This is a genomic window from Sphingomonas sp. Leaf30 (assembly GCF_001422525.1).
GTDB classification, from domain to species: Bacteria; Pseudomonadota; Alphaproteobacteria; order Sphingomonadales; family Sphingomonadaceae; genus Sphingomonas; species Sphingomonas aerolata.
Window position 1 is genome coordinate 130,080 of the sequence record NZ_LMKZ01000017.1, and the last position, 17,027, is coordinate 147,106.

Genomic DNA, 17,027 nt, shown 5'->3' on the forward strand with positions numbered 1-17,027 from the left:
CTATAAACGGCCAGTTGGACGATGCAACCCGGTTTTTGTCGATTTCCGCAACAAATTGCGCCGGGGCCGGGGCTATGCTGCGAACTGTTCCATCGTGATGCGGTCGTCGAGCGCATGCTCGGGATCGAACAGCAGGGTGAGTTCGCGCGCACGGTCCATGCAGATGTCGACTTGTGCCACGTCGCGGATCTCGCGCTGGTCGGCGACCGCGGAGACGGGGCGCTTGCCGGGGTCGAGGACACGGATGCCGATCCGGGCCTTGTCGGGCAGGATCGCACCGCGCCAGCGCCGCGGACGGAACGGGCTGATCGGCGTCAGCGCGACCATGCCCGAACCAAGCGGCAGGATCGGGCCCTGTGCCGACAGATTATAGGCGGTCGAGCCCGCGGGGGTCGCGACGAGGATGCCGTCACAGGCCAGTTCGGCGAGCACGACGCGGTCGTTGACCGTCACCTCGAGCTTGGCGGTCTGGCGCGTCTCGCGCAGCAGCGAGACCTCGTTGATGGCAGGGAGGGTGAGGGTGCGTCCGTCGATCCCGGTCGCGGTCATGCTGAGCGGCGTGACCTTGAACGGCTTAGCGCGCGAAAGCCGGTCTTCGAGCCCGTGATGCCGCCACTCGTTCATCAGGAAGCCGACGGTACCCAGATTCATCCCGAAGACCGGGACCGCAGGCTTGCGCCGTTCGAGCATCGCATGGAGCGTCTGCAGCATGAACCCGTCACCGCCGAGCGCAATGACGACATCCGCCTCCTCGGGCTCGACCCAGTCGCCCAGATCGGCGAGCTGAGCGGCGGCGGCCTGTGCCGGCGGGGTGGCGGAGGCTACCAGCGCCCGGCGGACATAGTCGGTCACCCGCCGGTGACGCTCATGTGACGCGCGACCGCAGGGCCTTCGCCCTCGCCGATGCGGAAGTCGTGCCGCTTGGGCTTGGCGTAGAGGCCCGCGTCGATCGCCTCGTCGAGGCCCGCGATGCCGCCGTCGCGGAGCGCACCCTTGAGGTCGACCTGATCGTCATGCCCGAGGCACAGGTACAGCTTGCCCTCGGTGGTGAGACGAACGCGGTTGCAGCCTTCGCAGAAATTGGCGGTGAGCGGCGAGATGAGCCCGAGCCGCGTACCGGTGCCGTCGACGTTCCAGTAGCGCGCCGGCCCGCCGGTCTTGTACGAATCGCGCTCGAGCCGGAACCGGGTCTCGAGATCGCGGAACACGCCGGTGAGCGGGAGGAAGCGATCGGTGCGATCCTCGTCGATCGCGCCGAGCGGCATTGTCTCGATCAGGGACAGGTCGAACCCCTCGTCACGGCACCAGGCGAGCATCGGTGCGATCTCGTCCTCGTTGAAGCCCTTGAGCGCGACCATGTTGATCTTGATCGCGAGGCCGGCATCGCGCGCCGCCATGATGCCGCCGATCACCTGCGCGACGTCGCCGTGCCGGGTGATGTAGCGGAACCGTTCGGGATCGCGGCTGTCCATGCTGACATTGACGCGGCGGATGCCCGCATCGACCATCGCCGGCGCATGCTCCGCCAGCCGCGTGCCATTGGTGGTCATCGTCAGCTCCTCGAGCCCGCGGCCGAGATTGCCACCCAGTCGCTTGACGAGATCGCCGACGTCGCGGCGGACGAGCGGCTCGCCGCCCGACAGGCGGATCTTGGTCACGCCGCGCGCGATGAACCGCTCGGCGATGATCGCGATCTCGTCGAGGCTCAGCAGCTTTGCGCGCGGCAGGAAGGTCATCGCCTCGGACATGCAGTAGCGGCACCGCAGATCGCAGCGGTCGGTGACCGAGATCCGCAGATATTTGATCGTTCGCTGATGCCGATCGACCAGCGGACGATCGACGGTTGCGGAGTGGCTCGAAGGGGAGTGAGACGCCATAGCAACAGAGCTAGGTGGTGCAGTGTCGAGCGGCAAGTGCGTTCCAGGATTGGCGACGGGCGATGGGGTGGCTAGGTTGTCGGTGATGACACCGGCCACACTGGATACAAAGGACATGCTGAACAGAACGATGCTGTTCGCATGCTCGTTCCGTCACTTCGCGGAGATCGCTGATATTGCGGTGGCTTGCGGTTGGGATGCGGTGGTCACTGCGACCGCCAGCGGTATCGACCCGGCCTATGTCGAAAGCGGCGCGCCGGTCGTGCTGATCGATGCGCGCGGGGCGATCGCGCAGGGGCTGGCGGCGGCGCAGACGATCGCCCCCCGGGTGGCCGAGGATGGCGGGGCGCTGCTGTTCGTCCTGTCGCGCCGCGACTGTACGGCGCTCGACCGTGTGTTCGAGCTGGGGGCGACGCATTTCCTGATCGACCCGGCGAGCGACGGCGAACTGATCCAGTCGCTGCGCTTCGCGGCGCGCCATGTGACGCGCGCGCCGGGCCGGCCGGGCATCGTCGACCGCCGCGACGCGATGGCCGGCGCACGCTTCGGCCGCGATCCGAACCTTGCGCAGCAGTGGATCGCCGCGCGGATCGGCGACGGACAGCCGGTCTCCGTCGTGCTCGTCTCGCTGTCACGGCTCGACATCGTCAACGCCGCGCATGGTCGGCCCGCGGTTGATTCGCTGATCGAGGTCGCGGTCGAGCGGGCGGAGGCGGTCGCGGCCGAGGCGATGGCGGGCGCCGCTCGCGTCGCGCGTCTCGGCGGCGCGGATCTCGCGCTCGTGGTCGGGGCCGGGGCCGCGGACATCGCCGCGCTGATCGCGGCGCTCGACGAGGCGCTGGCGCGGCCGTTCGCGGTCGCCAACGCGCTGGCGGTGCTCGGCTGCCGGTTCGGTGTCGCGAGCCACCAGCTGGGGGATCCGAGCGATCCGGCGGACGGTGCCGCGACGCTGATGCGGCGGGCGTTCGGTGCGCTCGCCAAGGCCAAGACCAGCGACGGCGCGATGCTGCAGATCGCATCGGCGGCGCACGACATGTCGCTCGACGCGCTGGCGATCGACCTGCACCACGCGATCGAGCTCGACGAGATCGACATTCGCTTCCAGCCACAGGTCGAGATTGCGAGCGGGCGGATCACGGGCGTCGAGGCGCTCGCGCGCTGGGATCACCGCAAGCTCGGACCGCTGGGCGCGGATGCGCTGTTCGCGGCCGCGGACCGCGCCGATCTGGGGATTGCGCTGTCCGACCATATCCAGCGGCTGGTCCTGGCACGCGCGCTGGCATGGCCCGAGGCGCTGGCGACGCTGCGCGTGTCGCTCAACCTCACCGCGGCGGATATCGCGCGGCCCGGCTTTGCCACGCTGTTCCTTGCGCGGGTCGACGATAGCGGCTTTCCGCGCGGGCGCCTGACCGTGGAGATCACCGAGACCGGGCTGATCGCGGATCTCGCCAGCGCATCGACGCTGCTCACCGAATTGCGCGGGGCGGGGTGCCGCGTCGCGATCGACGATTTCGGCACGGGCTATTCGAGCCTCGCCTATCTGAAGGACCTGCCGCTCGATTATGTGAAGATCGACAAGGCGCTGGTCCACGACATCGGCGGCAGCCCGCGCGACCGGGTCGTCGTCGCCGGCGCGATCACGATGGCGCGGTCGCTCGGCCTGTCGGTGATCGCCGAGGGGGTCGAGACGCGCGAGCAGCTTGAACTCCTCGCGGCGTGCGGGGCCAGCCTGTATCAGGGCTTCCTGCTGTCCGAGCCGGTCGGCGACGCGGCCTTGCTCGAACTAGTGACCCGGGCATGAGCCGGGCGAGATCCGCGATGATCGTCGCGGTTGCCGCAACGACGGCCGTCACGCCCGCGCTGGCCGCGCCCGACCGGGCACCCGCATCGGTGGCGATCCGGGAGGCGATGGCGGCAAGCGCGGCGGGGTGGAATGCGGGCGACCTCGCCCGGTTCGTCGCGGTCTATGCCGAGGATGCGGTCTTCGTGACGCCCAAGGGTCTGGTACGTGGAAAGGCCGCAATAACAGCGCGCTATGCGCAGAGCTTCACGGGCGGTGGCAACACCCGGGGGCAGCTGAGCTTCGCCCCGGCCGAGCTGCGCGGGATCGATCCGACGCATGCCCTGCTGGTCGCGCGCTGGACACTGACCGGCGCGACCTCGACCGAGACGGGGATGACGACCTTGCTGTTCGAGCGACGCGGCGACGCTTGGAAGATCGTCGCCGACCACAGCAGCTGAGCGCGGTGGCGCTCAGCCCGCCGCCTTCGCCAGCCCCTTCGACAATTGCAGCGCACCGTGCAGCCGTGCCTTGGGATCGCCCCAGGCGCGCTGAAGCACCAGCTTGCTGTCGGGCCGCAGCCGCGCGACGCCGTTGAGCCGTTCGACATAGGCGAGCAGCTTGTCGATATTGGGCGGGGTGTCGTTGTGGAACGAGACGAGCACGCCGCGGGGCCCTACGTCGATCTTCGACACGCAGGCACGCTTCGCATTCAGCTTGATCTCGATGACCCTGATCAGATTCTCGGTCGCGTCGGGCAACGGGCCGAAGCGATCGATCATCTCGGCGGCGAACGCCTCGATCTCCTGACCTTCCTCGAGCTCGTTCAGGCGGCGATACAGCCCCATGCGGAGGTCGAGATCGGGGACATACTCCTCGGGGATGAGGATCGGTGCGTCGACCGTGATCTGCGGCGAGAAGTCCTTCGGGCGTGCGGAGGCGAGACCACCCGACTTGGCGTCCATGATCGCCTCCTCGAGCATCGCTTGGTAGAGTTCGAACCCGACCTCCTTGATGTGCCCGGTCTGCTCGTCGCCGAGCATGTTGCCGGCCCCTCGGATGTCGAGATCGTGGCTCGCCAGCTGGAACCCGGCGCCGAGCGAATCGAGATCGGACAGCACCTTCAGGCGCTTCTCGGCGGTCACCGTCATCTGCCGTTCGGGCGGGGTGACCAGATAGGCATAGGCGCGCGTCTTCGAGCGGCCGACGCGTCCGCGCAGCTGATAGAGCTGGGCGAGGCCGAAGCGGTCGGCGCGGTGAACGATCATCGTGTTGGCGGACGCGATGTCGATCCCGCTCTCGATAATGGTGGTCGAGACGAGCACCTCGAACTTTTTGTCGTAGAAGGCGGACATGCGCTCCTCGACCTCGGTCGGTGACATCTGGCCGTGCGCGACGACGAAGCGGATCTCGGGCACCTGTTCGCGCAGGAACTCCTCGATCTCGGGCAGGTCGGCAACACGCGGGGTGACGACGAAGCTCTGCCCGCCGCGATAATGTTCGCGCAGCAGCGCCTCGCGCAGGACGACGGGGTCGAACGGCATGATGTAGGTGCGCACCGCGAGGCGATCGACCGGCGGGGTCTGGATCACGGACAGCTCGCGGATGCCCGACATCGCCATCTGGAGCGTCCGCGGGATCGGCGTCGCGGTCAGCGTGAGCATGTGGACGTCGGCCCGGAGCGCCTTCAGCCGCTCCTTGTGCGTGACGCCGAACCGCTGCTCCTCGTCGACCACGACCAGGCCCAGCCGTTTGAAGTCGATATTCTTCGCCAGCAGCGCGTGCGTGCCGATGACGACGTCGATCGTGCCGTTCGCCAGCCCCTCCTTGGTCGCCTTCGCCTCGCTCGCGGTGACGAGCCGCGAGAGGCGGCCCATGTTCATCGGGAAGCCTTCGAACCGGCTGACGAAGTTGTTGTAATGCTGGCGCGCGAGCAATGTCGTCGGGCAGACGATCGCGACCTGCTTGCCGCCCATCGCCGCGACGAACGCGGCGCGCAGCGCGACCTCGGTCTTGCCGAAGCCGACATCGCCGACGACGAGCCGGTCCATCGGCTTGCCCGCGGACAGATCGGCGAGAACCTCCTCGATCGCGCGGTCCTGATCCTCGGTCTCCTCATAGGGGAAGCGATCGACGAAGCTGGGATAGCCGCTGGCGTCGGGTTCGAGCACGTCGCCGGGATGGAGCGCGCGCTCGGCGGCGGTCGCGATGAGCTCGCCCGCAATCTCGCGGATCCGCTCCTTCATCTTCGACTTGCGACGCTGCCAGCCTTCGCCGCCCAGCTTGTCGAGCGATGCGCCTTCCTCCGACGAGCCGTAGCGCGAGAGGACGTCGATATTCTCGACGGGTACGTAGAGCTTGTCGCCGCCGGCATAGCTCAGCGCGACGCAGTCGTGCGGGCTCTGGCCGACCGGGATCGAGGTCAGGCCTTCGTAGCGGCCGATGCCGTGCTCGGTGTGGACGACCAGATCGCCGGGCGTCAGCGTCGCCAGTTCGGCGAGGAACGCGTCGGCGGATTTCTTGCGCTTCTTGCGGTGGACGAGGCGGTCGCCGAGCATGTCCTGCTCGGTGAGGACGGCGACGCCGGGCGCGGTGAAGCCATGGTCGAGCGGCAGGACTACCAGTGCGACGCCGAAGCTTTTCGCGGTATCCGAGACGCCGAGCGCCTCCTGCCAGGTTTCGGCCTGCTTGCCGCCCTTCATCCCGTGGTCGGCGAGCAGGCTCCCCAGACGTTCGCGCGCGCCGATCGAATAGCTGGCGAGGATCGGCTTGCGACCCTGTTTGCGCAGTTTCTCGACATGATCGGCGACAGCCTCGTAGATGTTCGCCTGCGCGGCGCGTTCGGGGCCGAAATCGCGCGGGCCGTCGACGTCGAAGTCGAGTACGGTGGCGCTGGTCGGCTCGTGGAAGGGCGTGACGACATGCGCGGTGGCGGCGTCGAGCGCGACGGACCAGTGTGGCGCGTCGAGATAGAGCGCGGTCGCACCCAGCGGGCGATAGCTGCCGGGCTGCGCGGCCTCGGCGCGCCGGCGGTTCGCATAATAGTCGGTGATCGATTCGAACCGGCTCTCCGCCGCGGCGCCGACCCCGCTGTCGCGAACGACGACGTCGTCGCCGCCGAGATGGTCGAACAGCGTCGCCATCTTGTCCTCGAACAGCGGCAGCCAATGCTCCATCCCGGCGATGCGGCGGCCGTCCGAGATCGCCTGATACATCGGGTCGCCCGTCGCGGTCGCGCCGAACGCGTCGCGGTATCGCGTCCGGAAGCGCTTGATCGACTCCTCGTCGAGCAAGGCTTCGGAGGCGGGGAGCAGGACGAAGCCGTCGATCCGGCCGGTGGTGCGCTGATCGGCGGCGTCGAAGGTGCGGACGCTCTCGATCTCGTCGCCGAAGAAGTCGAGGCGCAGCGCATGGTCCTCGCCCGACGGATAGAGATCGACGATCCCGCCGCGGACCGCATATTCGCCCTGATCGTGGACGGTGTCCGTGCGGACATAGCCGTTCGCCTGGAGCAACGTGGCGAGCGTGTCGCGGCCGATCCGCTCGCCGGGCGCGAGGCGGGCGACGAGCTGGCGGACGCGGAAGGGGGTCAGGACGCGCTGGGTCGCCGCGTTGACCGTGGTGAGCAGGAGCTGCGGGCCCTTGGGCTTGGCCTGCAGGCGGTGCAGCGCGGCGACTCGCTCGGCCATGATCCGTAGGGTCGGCGAGGCGCGGTCATAGGGAAGGCAATCCCAGGCGGGGAAGCTCAGCACCTCGAGATCGGGCGCGAAATAGGCCGCGGTCGAGGCGATCGCGCGCATCGCCGCATCATCGGGCGCGATGAACACTGCGCGCGTCTTCGCGGCGCGGGCGAGGTCGGCTAGCAGCGACGGCTGGAACCCCGATGGCACGCCCGACAAGGTCAGCGGGGTGGTCGCGGAGAGGATCGTGTTCAGATCTGGCATATTCGCTTCTCGTTCCCCGGCGAAGGCCGGGGCCCAGTTGGGAAGGCAATCGTAAATCAGGTTTTGACGTCAATCATCGACGTCCCCCAACTGGGCCCCGGCCTTCGCCGGGGAACAGTGTCTCGGCGTTACTTTACGACCGTGACGTAGTTGATGTCGCGCATCGCCTGCATCATCGGGCCGTCCCATTCGGGCGGGCAGGGGATCGAGCCGATCGCCCAGCCCATGATGTCGACGTCCTGCTGTTCGAGCAGTGCCTCGAACCAGTCGAGCTGCTCGGGCGTCCAGCTGCGGCCATAAGTTTCAAAGAAGCCGCCGATCATCATGTCGGCTTCGCGCGTGCCGCGGTGCGAACTGCGGAAGCCGAGGCGCTTGAGGCGGGTTTCGTGGTCCATCATATCTCCAACGCCGATTGACCGGCGACCCGCTGGCGGCGGGCGTCGGCTGGGCTATAGGGGGCAGATAGTCATGCGACCCGAAATCCTCAATCCGCTGTTCGCCGAAACCCTCGTCCTGAAAGGGGTGGGGCCTGCGCTCGCCAAGCCGCTCGACCGGCTCGGGCTCGCGCGCGTCGTCGACGTCGCCTTCCATCTGCCGACCGGCTATGTCGATCGGGTGCCCCGCACCGAGCTGATGTCGAGCGATGCCGGGCGGATCATCGTCATCACGCTGACCGCGCGCGAGTATCGCGTCAGCGCGGGGCGTGGCCCGACGCGCGTGCAGGCGACCGACGAGCATGGCAACTATGTCAGCCTCGTCTTTTTCGGCGGAAGTTCGGGCTGGGCGAAGAAGCTGCTCCCGATCGGCGAGGCCAGGCGCGTGTCGGGGCGGCTCGACGAATATGGCCAGGAACTGCAGATCGTCCATCCGGACATCGTCGAGCAGGACGAGGAGTTGCGCGAGCGCGAGCCGATCTATCCGCTGTCGGAGGGGCTGACATCGCGGCGGCTGGCGGCGCTGACGACGCAAGCGGTCGGGCGCGCGCCGGACCTCGCCGAATGGATCGAGCCCGGGCTCAAGGCGAAGCGCGAATGGCCGGGCTGGCACGAGTCGCTGGCGCGGATCCACGCCGACCCGTCGGATGCCAAGGCGCGCGAGCGGCTGGCCTATGACGAGGTGTTCGCCAACCAGCTCGCGATGACGCTCGTCCGCGCGGACACGCGCAAGCGGCGGGGGCGCGCGCTCCACGGCGACGGGCGGCTGCGCGGCATGCTGAAGCTGCCCTACACGCTGACCGGCGCGCAATCGCGGACGGTGGGGGAGATCGAGGGCGATCTGGGGCAGACCGCGCCGATGCTGCGGCTCCTGCAGGGCGATGTCGGCTCGGGCAAGACGCTGGTCGCGGCGATGGCGATGCTGATCGCGGTCGAGGCGGGCGCGCAGGCGGCGATGCTCGCGCCGACCGAGATCCTCGCGCGCCAGCATTACGAGACGCTCAGAAAGACGCTCGCCGGGCTGCCGATCGAGGTCGGCGTGCTGACCGGGCGCGACAAGGGCCGCGTCCGCGAGGCGACTCTGATGGCGCTGGCAGCCGGCGAGATCGACATCCTCGTCGGCACGCACGCGATCTTCCAGGATGCGGTCGCCTACAAGGACCTTGCGCTGGTGGTGGTCGACGAGCAGCACCGCTTCGGCGTCGCCCAACGGATGACGCTTCAGGCCAAGGGGATCGCGCCGCCGCACCTGCTGGCGATGACCGCGACGCCGATCCCGCGCACGCTGACGCTCGCGCAATATGGCGAGATGGACGTCAGTCGCCTCGACGAGATGCCGCCGGGCCGCCAGCCGATCGAGACGCGCGTGATCTCGGAAGACCGGCTCGACGACGTGGTCAACGCGCTCGGCCGGCATCTGGCAGACGGGGGACAGGCCTATTGGGTGTGCCCGCTGGTCGAGGAGAGCGAGAAGAGCGACCTTGCCGCCGCCGAAATGCGTGCGGAGGTCCTTCGTGCGCGGTTCGGCGACAAGGTCGCGTTGGTCCATGGCCGGATGAAGCCTGCCGAGAAGGATGCGGTGATGGCCGAATTCTCCGCCGCGCGCACCGCGGTGCTGGTCGCGACGACGGTGATCGAGGTTGGCGTCGACGTGCCCAATGCGACGCTGATCGTAATCGAGCATGCCGACCGCTTCGGCCTAGCGCAGCTTCACCAGCTGCGCGGTCGGGTCGGGCGGGGAAGCGGGCGGTCGATCTGCCTGCTGATGCGGGGTTCGTCGCTCAGCGAGACGTCGCGGGCGCGGCTGGCGCTGATGCGCGAGACCAATGACGGGTTCCGGATCGCCGAGGAGGATCTGCGGTTGCGCGGCGCGGGCGAATTGCTGGGTACGAAGCAGTCGGGCGAGATGGCGTTCCGGCTCGCGACGCCCGACATGATGGCCGACCTGCTGCAATGCGCGCATGACGATGCGCGGCTGCTGATCGATCGCGACGGCGGGCTGGAGGGACCGCGGGGGCAGGCGGCACGCACCGCGCTGTACCTGTTCGACCGCGATGCCGGGGTGGCGTTGCTGCGATCGGGTTGAAGGGCGGCCCGGTCAGCTGGTGCGGAGCATCGCCGCGAGCATGCCGTAATAGGCCTTGGGCGGGATCGTCCGGTCGAACGCGTAGCCGATCCGTCCGCCGAGCGACCAGCGGACGTGGGCGAGGATGTCACCGACGATCGGCATGCGGACGTGGAGCCGCTCGCCGGCGTCCAAAACGCCGTCGCAGCGCGCCATGAGGCCGCTTGGCGAGACGTTGACCAACGTAAGCCTCAATTCGGTGCCTGCGCTGTCCGCCGCACGCGTGCGGTGCATCACTTCGTCGCGCGGCTCAGACCGCGTCTCGTGCCTAGACGTCGCTTGGTTCGGCATCGGTCAGTCCCCGCTGTGCCCCGGTCGAGGGCTAGGCCGACATCATGAAGCCCGTGCCACCAACCATCCCTAACGCAGTGTTCATGACCGTGCCGGTCCGGCGGGTCAGCCGGGCAGCAGCATTCCGTGACGCTTCTTGCCGAGGCTGAGGCGGACCGGCGCGGCGACGGGGATCGTGGCGGCGGGGTCGCGCAGCGGTTCGCCGTCGACACGGACTGCGCCTTCGCCGATCTTGCGTCGTGCTTCGCCGTTCGATGCGACGAAGCCGAGCCCGACCAGCGCCTCGACGACGCCGATGCCGGTCCCGGTGCAGACGAGACTCGGCAGCGCGTCGCCCGACGCGCCCTCCTCGAAGGTCTTGCGCGCGGTCTCCGCGGCCTGCTCGGCGGCATCGCGGCCGCGGCACATCGCGGTCGCCTCGTTCGCGAGGACGACCTTCGCGGCATTGATCTCCGCGCCTTCGAGCGCCTCGAGACGCGCGATCTCGTCGAGCGGCATGTCGGTGAACAGCCGCAGGAACCGGCCGACGTCGCGGTCGTCGGTGTTGCGCCAGAACTGCCAGTAATCGAAGTGCGGCAGCTGGTCCTCGTGCAGCCAGACCGCGCCCGACATCGTCTTGCCCATCTTGCCGCCGTCCGCGGTCGTGATCAGCGGGGTGGTGACGCCGTACACCTCGGTCCCGTCCATCCGGCGCGACAGCTCGATGCCGTTGACGATGTTGCCCCACTGGTCCGAGCCGCCCATCTGCAACCGGCAGCCGGCGCGGCGCGACAGCTCGAGAAAGTCGTAGGCCTGGAGGATCATGTAGTTGAATTCGAGGAAGCTCAGCGACTGTTCGCGGTCGAGGCGGAGTTTGACCGAATCGAAGGCGAGCATCCGGTTGACCGAGAAATGCTGGCCGACGTCGCGCAGGAACGGGATATATTCGAGCGCGTCGAGCCACTCGGCATTGTCGAGCATGACGGCGTCCGTGGGGCCGTCGCCAAACGTCAGGAAGCGTTCGAAGATGCGGCGGATCGAAGCGACGTTGGCCTTGATGCCGTCTTCGCCGAGCAGCTTGCGCGCCTCGTCCTTGAAGCTCGGATCGCCGATCTTGCCGGTGCCGCCGCCCATCAGGACGATCGGCTTGTGCCCGGTCTGCTGAAGCCGGCGGAGCAGCATGATCTGGACGAGGCTGCCGACGTGCAGCGACGGCGCGGTCGGGTCGAAGCCGATATAGCCGGGTACGACCTGCTTGCCCGCGAGCGCGTCGAGCGCGGCGGCGTCGGTCATCTGGTGGACATAACCGCGCGCGGTCAGCGTGGTGAGCAGGTCGGACTGGTAGGTCATGGAGGAGCCACTAGCAGCGGTTGTGCGGTCCGTCATCCCGGCCCCCAATCGTCATGCGAGCTTTCGTTCGCTGAACCGGGGGGGATCAGCTGCGGGGGAGTTGCGACGACGGGTCGACCGGGGTGCGGCCCTTGCGGAGTTCGAAATGGAGTTCGGGCCGGTCGGCGAATCCGGTGTCGCCCGACAGCGCGATCGTCTGGCCGCGCTTCACGCTCTGGCCGCGCTGAACCAGGAGTTTTGAGGCATGGCCATAGACGCTGGTCCAGCCGCCGCCATGCTTGACGATCACCAGCCCGCCAAGCGCGGCGATGCCGTCGCCGACATAGGCGACGACGCCGTCGGCAGTGGCGCGGATCGGGGTCGAGACGGGAATGGCGATCTTGATGCCGTCATTGCGTTCCCCGCTGGCGCCGTGGCCGAACCGCTTCACGACGCGGCCGTCAACGGGCCAGAGGAAACCGCCGCCCGCGAGCCGTACCGGGGCGGTGACGACGGCGCTCGGCGGCAGGACGCGTCGCGGGGTCGGGGTGGGGCGGACCGGCGCCTGGTTGCTCGCAAGCGCAGGCTCGCCGCCGGTCAGGATGTCGTCGACGTCGAGCGTGAACGCGGCCGCTCGATCGGCGAGGCTGGTGCCGCCTTCGGTATCGGGAATGACGATGCGCTGGCCCGCGCGCAGCACATAGGGTTCGAGCAGCGCGTTGACGGCAACGATGCGCGACCAGGCGACCCCATAGGCACGGGCGATCGCGATCCCGGTCTCGCCGCGCCGCACGAGGTGATAGCGGCCTGCCGGGATAGTCAGCCGCTGTCCCGTCTGGATCGTGAAGGGCGGTTCGATCGCGTTGGCGCGCGCGATCGCCTCGCTGCTCGCCCCAGAGCGTTCGGCGATGACGAGCAGCGTATCGCCGGGGCGGACCGTATAGAGTGATTGCTCGACACGCCGCGCATCCGCCGCGACCGGGCGCTCCTCCCAGGCGGGGCGCGGCGCCGGCAGCGTAGAGACGGGCACGGGGGTGCGATCGGCGCGCCGGACGGGTGAGGGGGCAGGGCTGGCGTCCTGCCGCTCCGCGCGGCGCGGATACGCACGCCGACGCGGCGGAGCGTCATAGGTGTCGGATCGGTCGGCGTCGCTGCGATCGCGCACGTCGTTCGCGTAGCGGTCCTGCGGGTCGGCGCGCGGGAGGCGCTGGATCCGTTCGAGCGACTGCGGCGGCGGCCTGCGGTCGGACCGGACCGGCGTGTCGACGCTCGGGATGCACCCGGCGAGAGCCAGCGCCGCGCCCAGGATCGCGGCGGCGCGCGTCACGCGTAGGCGCGTCCCAGCATGTCCAGCGACTCGGCATGCGTCAGATCGAGATGCAGCGGAGTGACCGAGATATAGCCGTCCGCAATGGCCTCCAGATCGGTCGCGTGGAGCGGCGTCTCGACCGCGCCGCTCAGCGCGAACCAGTGATACTCATAACCGCGCGGGTCGGTGTTGGTGACGATCTGCAACCGGCCATAGTCGCGCAGGCCCTGGCCGACGACGCGAATGCCGCGCACCGCATCGGCCGCACCGACGGGGAAGTTGACGTTGACGAGCGTCCGGGGGGCAAGCGGCGCATCGAGCAGCGGGCGCAGCACGCGTTCGCCCCAGGCGGCCGCGACCTCGAACGGGACCGAATCGCCCATGCCTTCGCGGCTGTAGACCTGGCTCAGCGCGATCGACCGGACCCCGGCCAGCGCACCCTCCATCGCGGCGGAGACGGTGCCCGAATAGGTCACGTCCTCGGCGAGGTTGGCGCCGCGATTGACCCCCGACAGGATCAGGTCGGGGGGGCTGTCCTTCATGATCCGGGCCAGCGCCATCATCACCGCATCGGTCGGCGTGCCGGCGACGGCATAGCGTTTCTCGGCGAACTTGCGCACGCGCAGCGGTCGCGACAGCGTCAGCGAATGGCCCGCGCCCGACTGTTCCTCCGCCGGCGCCACCACCCAGACATCGTCGGACAGCGTCGCGGCGATCGCCTCGAGCACCTTCAGCCCGCGCGCGGGATAGCCGTCGTCATTGGTCAGCAGGATCCGCATCAGGCAGCGGGCTCGAGCAGGGTGAGGCCGCCCAGATAGGGCTGGAGCGCGGTCGGCACCGCGACCGCGCCATCCGCCTGCTGATAATTCTCGATCACCGCGACGAGCGTGCGACCGACCGCGAGGCTGGAACCGTTGAGCGTGTGGACGAACCGCGTCGCCTTCTCGCCCTCGGGGCGATAGCGCGCGTTCATGCGACGCGCCTGGAAATCGGTGCAAGTCGAGATGCTGGAGATCTCGCGATACTGCGCTTGGCCGGGGAGCCAGACTTCCAGATCATAGGTGCGCGCCGCGGTGAAGCCCATATCGCCACCGCATAGGAGCATCCGCCTGAACGGGAGCTGCAACGCGTCGAGCACGCCCTCGGCACATTGCGTCATCCGCTCGTGCTCGGCCTCGGACTGGTCCGGCGTGACGATCGCGACCATCTCGACCTTGTCGAACTGGTGCTGGCGAATATAGCCGCGGGTGTCGCGACCGGCCGACCCGGCCTCCGAGCGGAAGCACGGCGTCAGCGCGGCGAAGCGCAGCGGCAGTTCGCCGTCGGTCAGGATCCGTTCGCGCACGATGTTGGTCAGGCTGACCTCTGCGGTCGGGATCAGCCAGCGGCCGTCGGTCGTCCGGAACAGGTCCTCGGCAAACTTGGGCAGTTGGCCGGTGCCGAACACCGCTTCGTCGCGTACCAGCAACGGCGGCGCGACTTCCTCGAAGCCGTGATCGCGCGTCAAGCGGTCGAGCATGAACTGACCGAGCGCGCGTTGCAGCCGGGCAGCGGGGCCGCGGACCAGTGTGAAACGCGCACCGGACATTGCAACGCCGGTCTCGAAATCGAGCCCGATCGCCGGGCCGACGACGTCATGCTCGCGCGGGGCGAAGGCGAAGTCGGGCTTCGTCCCGCGTGCATGAACGAGCACATTCCCGCTCTCGTCGACACCCGCAGGGACGTCCGATGCGGGCAGATTGGGAATCGCCGCGAGCGCCGCATCGAGCTCGGCGGTCAGCGCCGCCTCGTCGGCCTCGAGCGTCGGCAGCGCGGCCTTCAATGCGGCGACCTCGGCCATCAACGCCTGCGCGCGCGGCTCGTCCTTCTGCGCCTTGGCCTGGCCGATCGCCTTGGACAGCTCATTGCGGCGGGTCTGCGCGGCTTGTGCCTCGGCGATCGTCGCACGGCGGCGCTCGTCGAGGGCGACGAGCCGGTCGCTGGCGGGGGCAGCGCCGCGGCGGGCGAGGGCTGCGTCGAACGCGGCGGGGTTTTCACGGATCAGACGGATATCATGCATGGCGCAAGGCTATGCCGAGGCCGGCAGGTACGCGCAACCCGGTGCGCCCGCGGGACGTTGGGGAGGGCAGAGGCACAGATCAAAGAGGAGAAAGCCCGTGGATCTTCCGCACAAGTCCGTCGTCATGGTCGCCGATGGCCGCAAGATGTTGTTCCTGCGCAACGAGGGCGATGCCGCCTTTCCTAACCTCGTCGTCGAAGAGGCGGTCGAGCAAGAGAACCCCGCGACGCGCGACCAGGCGACCGACTCGGCCGGCCGCGCCTCGTCCCCGCAGGGTGCCGCGCAGAGCTCGGTCGAACCCACCGATTTTCATCAGATCGAGGAAGACCGGTTCGCCGCCGACGCAGCCGAGCTGCTCAAGACGCGTGCGTTGAAGAACGACTTCGATTCGCTCGTCATCGTCGCACCGCCCAAGACGCTGGGGGAGATGCGCAAACATTATCACAAGGCGGTCAGCAGCAGGCTGGCGGGCGAGCTTGCGAAGGATCTCACCGGGCATACGATTGCCGACATCGAGACGGCGCTCAAGAACGCCTGATCATTGCCACCCGATAGTTGAAAAGGCCCGCAACACGTTGTTTCGGGCCTTTTTTTATGTCCGAGATTTATGCAGGATCAGTGCGCGGCGCGTTTCGTGAACCGCCGGCGGGCAACGAGGGCCGCGGCCGCTGCGCCGAACAGCAGCACCATCGGGGGTGCCGGAACCGGGGCGGGTGGCCCGCCACTTGAGCCGGTGCTGCCATTGCCGCCGCCGTTTGAGCCATGCCAGCCGCCGTTCGAGCTCCAGCCGCCATTGCTGCTCCAGCCGGCGCTGCTCGATCCATAGCTCGACGACGAGGTCGAACTTGATCCGCTGCTGGTCGACGACACGTTGCCGCCCGAACTGCTGCTGGTCGACGAGGCGACGTTGCCGCTGGACGAGGAAGACACGTTCCCGCTCGACGACGACGAAACGTTGCCACTGGATGAGGAGGATACGTTACCGCTCGACGAGGACGATACGTTACCGCTGCTCCCGCCGCTGGCGGACGACGAGGTGCTCGACACCGACGCGCCGCCGGTGCTGGACGACGATCCGCCTGTCGATGATCCGCCCGTGGATGACCCGCCGGTCGACGAGGTGCTGCTGACGCCACCGCTCGAGGTCGATCCGCCGCTCGTGCTCGATGAACCGCCGCTCGTGCTCGACGAGCCTCCGCTCGAGGTCGACGAGATGACGATGCTGCCGCCCGAGCCGCCGCCGCCAAAGAAACCGCCGCCAAAGCCGCCGCCGCCAAAGCCGCCACCCGGGCCGCCGCCGCCGAAGAAGCCGCCGCCGCTGTTCACCGGCACCGCGGTCGGGCTGCCAGCGCCGCCCACGAACGGGTCCGCGAACCCCACGGGAACCGGGGGCGCATTGGCGACCGTCACCATGGCCGGCGCGCAGGCGGTCGTCCGTGTGGTGACGACGCGACGAATGCGGGGACGGGCGACGGCGCCAATCTGGCGGGGGACAACGCGCTTGGTCATCGTCTTGGCCTGAATCGCGCGCTTCGGACGCTCGGCGACATGGACGGCGCCGCCGCCGATGATCGCGCCTCCGCAGGCGCACGCGCATAATTTGGCCAAGGCCATCCGCACCGACATACTCAAAGTCTCTCTCGTTGCCGACGCGCAGACGACGTCGGATCGCGTTCACGGCACTCGGACGCCGTGTTCGCACAAAGCGCAAAACAAAGCGTTAAGCGCAAGCGCCCATGACGTGATCTGGTGGTCATTCTTACAATATCGCGACGGGCGGGGCGCTCAATACGCAGACCGTGCCGTGGCGGGACAGTTGTCGCATCCAGGATCATGGCGACGGGCTCGTTCGCGGGACTCGCTGAGGCCGTAGGCGGGCGGTGTAACCCGGATGCATCGG

15 protein-coding genes are annotated in these 17,027 nt (G+C 68.6%); 5 read left to right on the forward strand and 10 right to left on the reverse strand.

Annotated elements, in window-relative coordinates; translation table 11 throughout:
* Positions 1-72: 72 nt before the first annotated feature.
* Together ASE89_RS13625 and moaA are read right to left on the reverse strand one after the other, a co-directional pair.
* Positions 73-852 (reverse strand): NAD kinase, encoded by a 780-nt coding sequence (locus ASE89_RS13625; protein WP_056405940.1) that lies wholly within the window; start codon positions 850-852, stop codon positions 73-75.
* Positions 849-1,877, reverse strand: a complete 1,029-nt coding sequence (gene moaA, locus ASE89_RS13630) for a GTP 3',8-cyclase MoaA (RefSeq protein WP_056678753.1) — start codon at positions 1,875-1,877, stop codon at positions 849-851. The genes ASE89_RS13625 and moaA overlap by 4 nt, the downstream gene beginning before the upstream one ends.
* 115 nt (positions 1,878-1,992) lie before the next feature.
* Here moaA and ASE89_RS13635 point away from each other — a divergent pair, with 115 nt between their 5' ends.
* Positions 1,993-3,678 (forward strand): EAL domain-containing protein, encoded by a 1,686-nt coding sequence (locus ASE89_RS13635; RefSeq protein WP_236701800.1) that lies wholly within the window; start codon positions 1,993-1,995, stop codon positions 3,676-3,678.
* Positions 3,675-4,118, forward strand: a complete 444-nt coding sequence (locus tag ASE89_RS13640; RefSeq protein ID WP_236701801.1) for a YybH family protein — start codon at positions 3,675-3,677, stop codon at positions 4,116-4,118. The genes ASE89_RS13635 and ASE89_RS13640 overlap by 4 nt, the downstream gene beginning before the upstream one ends.
* Before the next feature lie 12 nt (positions 4,119-4,130).
* Here ASE89_RS13640 and mfd read toward each other — a convergent pair whose 3' ends face one another.
* Both mfd and ASE89_RS13650 read right to left on the reverse strand, forming a co-directional pair.
* The gene (mfd, locus tag ASE89_RS13645; protein ID WP_056678762.1) at positions 4,131-7,601 is read right to left on the reverse strand and encodes a transcription-repair coupling factor; all 3,471 of its coding nucleotides are present in this window, start codon (positions 7,599-7,601) and stop codon (positions 4,131-4,133) included.
* A gap of 128 nt (positions 7,602-7,729) precedes the next feature.
* Positions 7,730-7,996, reverse strand: coding sequence for an FAD assembly factor SdhE (locus ASE89_RS13650; RefSeq protein WP_031395519.1), 267 nt, complete (start codon positions 7,994-7,996; stop codon positions 7,730-7,732).
* Between the two features lie 73 nt (positions 7,997-8,069).
* Between ASE89_RS13650 and recG the strand changes: the two genes are divergently transcribed.
* Positions 8,070-10,121, forward strand: a complete 2,052-nt coding sequence (gene recG / locus ASE89_RS13655; protein ID WP_056678765.1) for an ATP-dependent DNA helicase RecG — start codon at positions 8,070-8,072, stop codon at positions 10,119-10,121.
* Positions 10,122-10,133: 12 nt separating this feature from the next.
* Here recG and ASE89_RS13660 read toward each other — a convergent pair whose 3' ends face one another.
* From ASE89_RS13660 to serS, 5 genes are all read right to left on the reverse strand, one after another.
* On the reverse strand, positions 10,134-10,451 hold the full coding sequence (locus ASE89_RS13660) for a PilZ domain-containing protein (RefSeq protein WP_056678769.1): 318 nt from the start codon (positions 10,449-10,451) through the stop codon (positions 10,134-10,136).
* Between the two features lie 105 nt (positions 10,452-10,556).
* Positions 10,557-11,780, reverse strand: coding sequence for a tyrosine--tRNA ligase (tyrS, locus tag ASE89_RS13665; protein ID WP_056678772.1), 1,224 nt, complete (start codon positions 11,778-11,780; stop codon positions 10,557-10,559).
* A gap of 85 nt (positions 11,781-11,865) precedes the next feature.
* The gene (locus ASE89_RS13670) at positions 11,866-13,086 is read right to left on the reverse strand and encodes a LysM peptidoglycan-binding domain-containing M23 family metallopeptidase (protein WP_056678774.1); all 1,221 of its coding nucleotides are present in this window, start codon (positions 13,084-13,086) and stop codon (positions 11,866-11,868) included.
* Positions 13,083-13,847, reverse strand: a complete 765-nt coding sequence (gene surE, locus ASE89_RS13675) for a 5'/3'-nucleotidase SurE (protein WP_056678777.1) — start codon at positions 13,845-13,847, stop codon at positions 13,083-13,085. The genes ASE89_RS13670 and surE overlap by 4 nt, the downstream gene beginning before the upstream one ends.
* Positions 13,847-15,127, reverse strand: a complete 1,281-nt coding sequence (serS, locus tag ASE89_RS13680; RefSeq protein ID WP_056678779.1) for a serine--tRNA ligase — start codon at positions 15,125-15,127, stop codon at positions 13,847-13,849. Before serS ends, surE begins: the two co-directional genes overlap by 1 nt.
* Positions 15,128-15,224: 97 nt before the next feature.
* Between serS and ASE89_RS13685 the strand changes: the two genes are divergently transcribed.
* Positions 15,225-15,665 (forward strand): host attachment family protein, encoded by a 441-nt coding sequence (locus tag ASE89_RS13685; RefSeq protein WP_056678783.1) that lies wholly within the window; start codon positions 15,225-15,227, stop codon positions 15,663-15,665.
* Positions 15,666-15,742: 77 nt separating this feature from the next.
* Here ASE89_RS13685 and ASE89_RS19955 read toward each other — a convergent pair whose 3' ends face one another.
* Positions 15,743-15,997 (reverse strand): PEP-CTERM sorting domain-containing protein, encoded by a 255-nt coding sequence (locus ASE89_RS19955; protein ID WP_051916670.1) that lies wholly within the window; start codon positions 15,995-15,997, stop codon positions 15,743-15,745.
* Position 15,998: 1 nt separating this feature from the next.
* Here ASE89_RS19955 and ASE89_RS19960 point away from each other — a divergent pair, with 1 nt between their 5' ends.
* Positions 15,999-16,649 carry a hypothetical protein gene (locus ASE89_RS19960; protein WP_236701802.1) on the forward strand — a complete coding sequence of 217 codons (651 nt, stop codon included), beginning with the start codon at positions 15,999-16,001 and terminating at the stop codon, positions 16,647-16,649.
* Positions 16,650-17,027: the final 378 nt, after the last annotated feature.

Bases quoted from the DNA above. Each gene is read 5' to 3' on its own strand.
- serS (WP_056678779.1), bottom strand. From the start codon at position 15,127: ATGCATGATATCCGTCTGATCCGTGAAAACCCCGCCGCGTTCGACGCA.
- ASE89_RS13640 (WP_236701801.1), top strand. From the start codon at position 3,675: ATGAGCCGGGCGAGATCCGCGATGATCGTCGCGGTTGCCGCAACGACG.
- mfd (WP_056678762.1), bottom strand. From the start codon at position 7,601: ATGCCAGATCTGAACACGATCCTCTCCGCGACCACCCCGCTGACCTTG.
- ASE89_RS13660 (WP_056678769.1), bottom strand. From the start codon at position 10,451: ATGCCGAACCAAGCGACGTCTAGGCACGAGACGCGGTCTGAGCCGCGC.
- ASE89_RS13650 (WP_031395519.1), bottom strand. From the start codon at position 7,996: ATGGACCACGAAACCCGCCTCAAGCGCCTCGGCTTCCGCAGTTCGCAC.
- recG (WP_056678765.1), top strand. From the start codon at position 8,070: ATGCGACCCGAAATCCTCAATCCGCTGTTCGCCGAAACCCTCGTCCTG.
- tyrS (WP_056678772.1), bottom strand. From the start codon at position 11,780: ATGACCTACCAGTCCGACCTGCTCACCACGCTGACCGCGCGCGGTTAT.
- ASE89_RS13635 (WP_236701800.1), top strand. From the start codon at position 1,993: ATGCTGAACAGAACGATGCTGTTCGCATGCTCGTTCCGTCACTTCGCG.
- surE (WP_056678777.1), bottom strand. From the start codon at position 13,847: ATGCGGATCCTGCTGACCAATGACGACGGCTATCCCGCGCGCGGGCTG.
- moaA (WP_056678753.1), bottom strand. From the start codon at position 1,877: ATGGCGTCTCACTCCCCTTCGAGCCACTCCGCAACCGTCGATCGTCCG.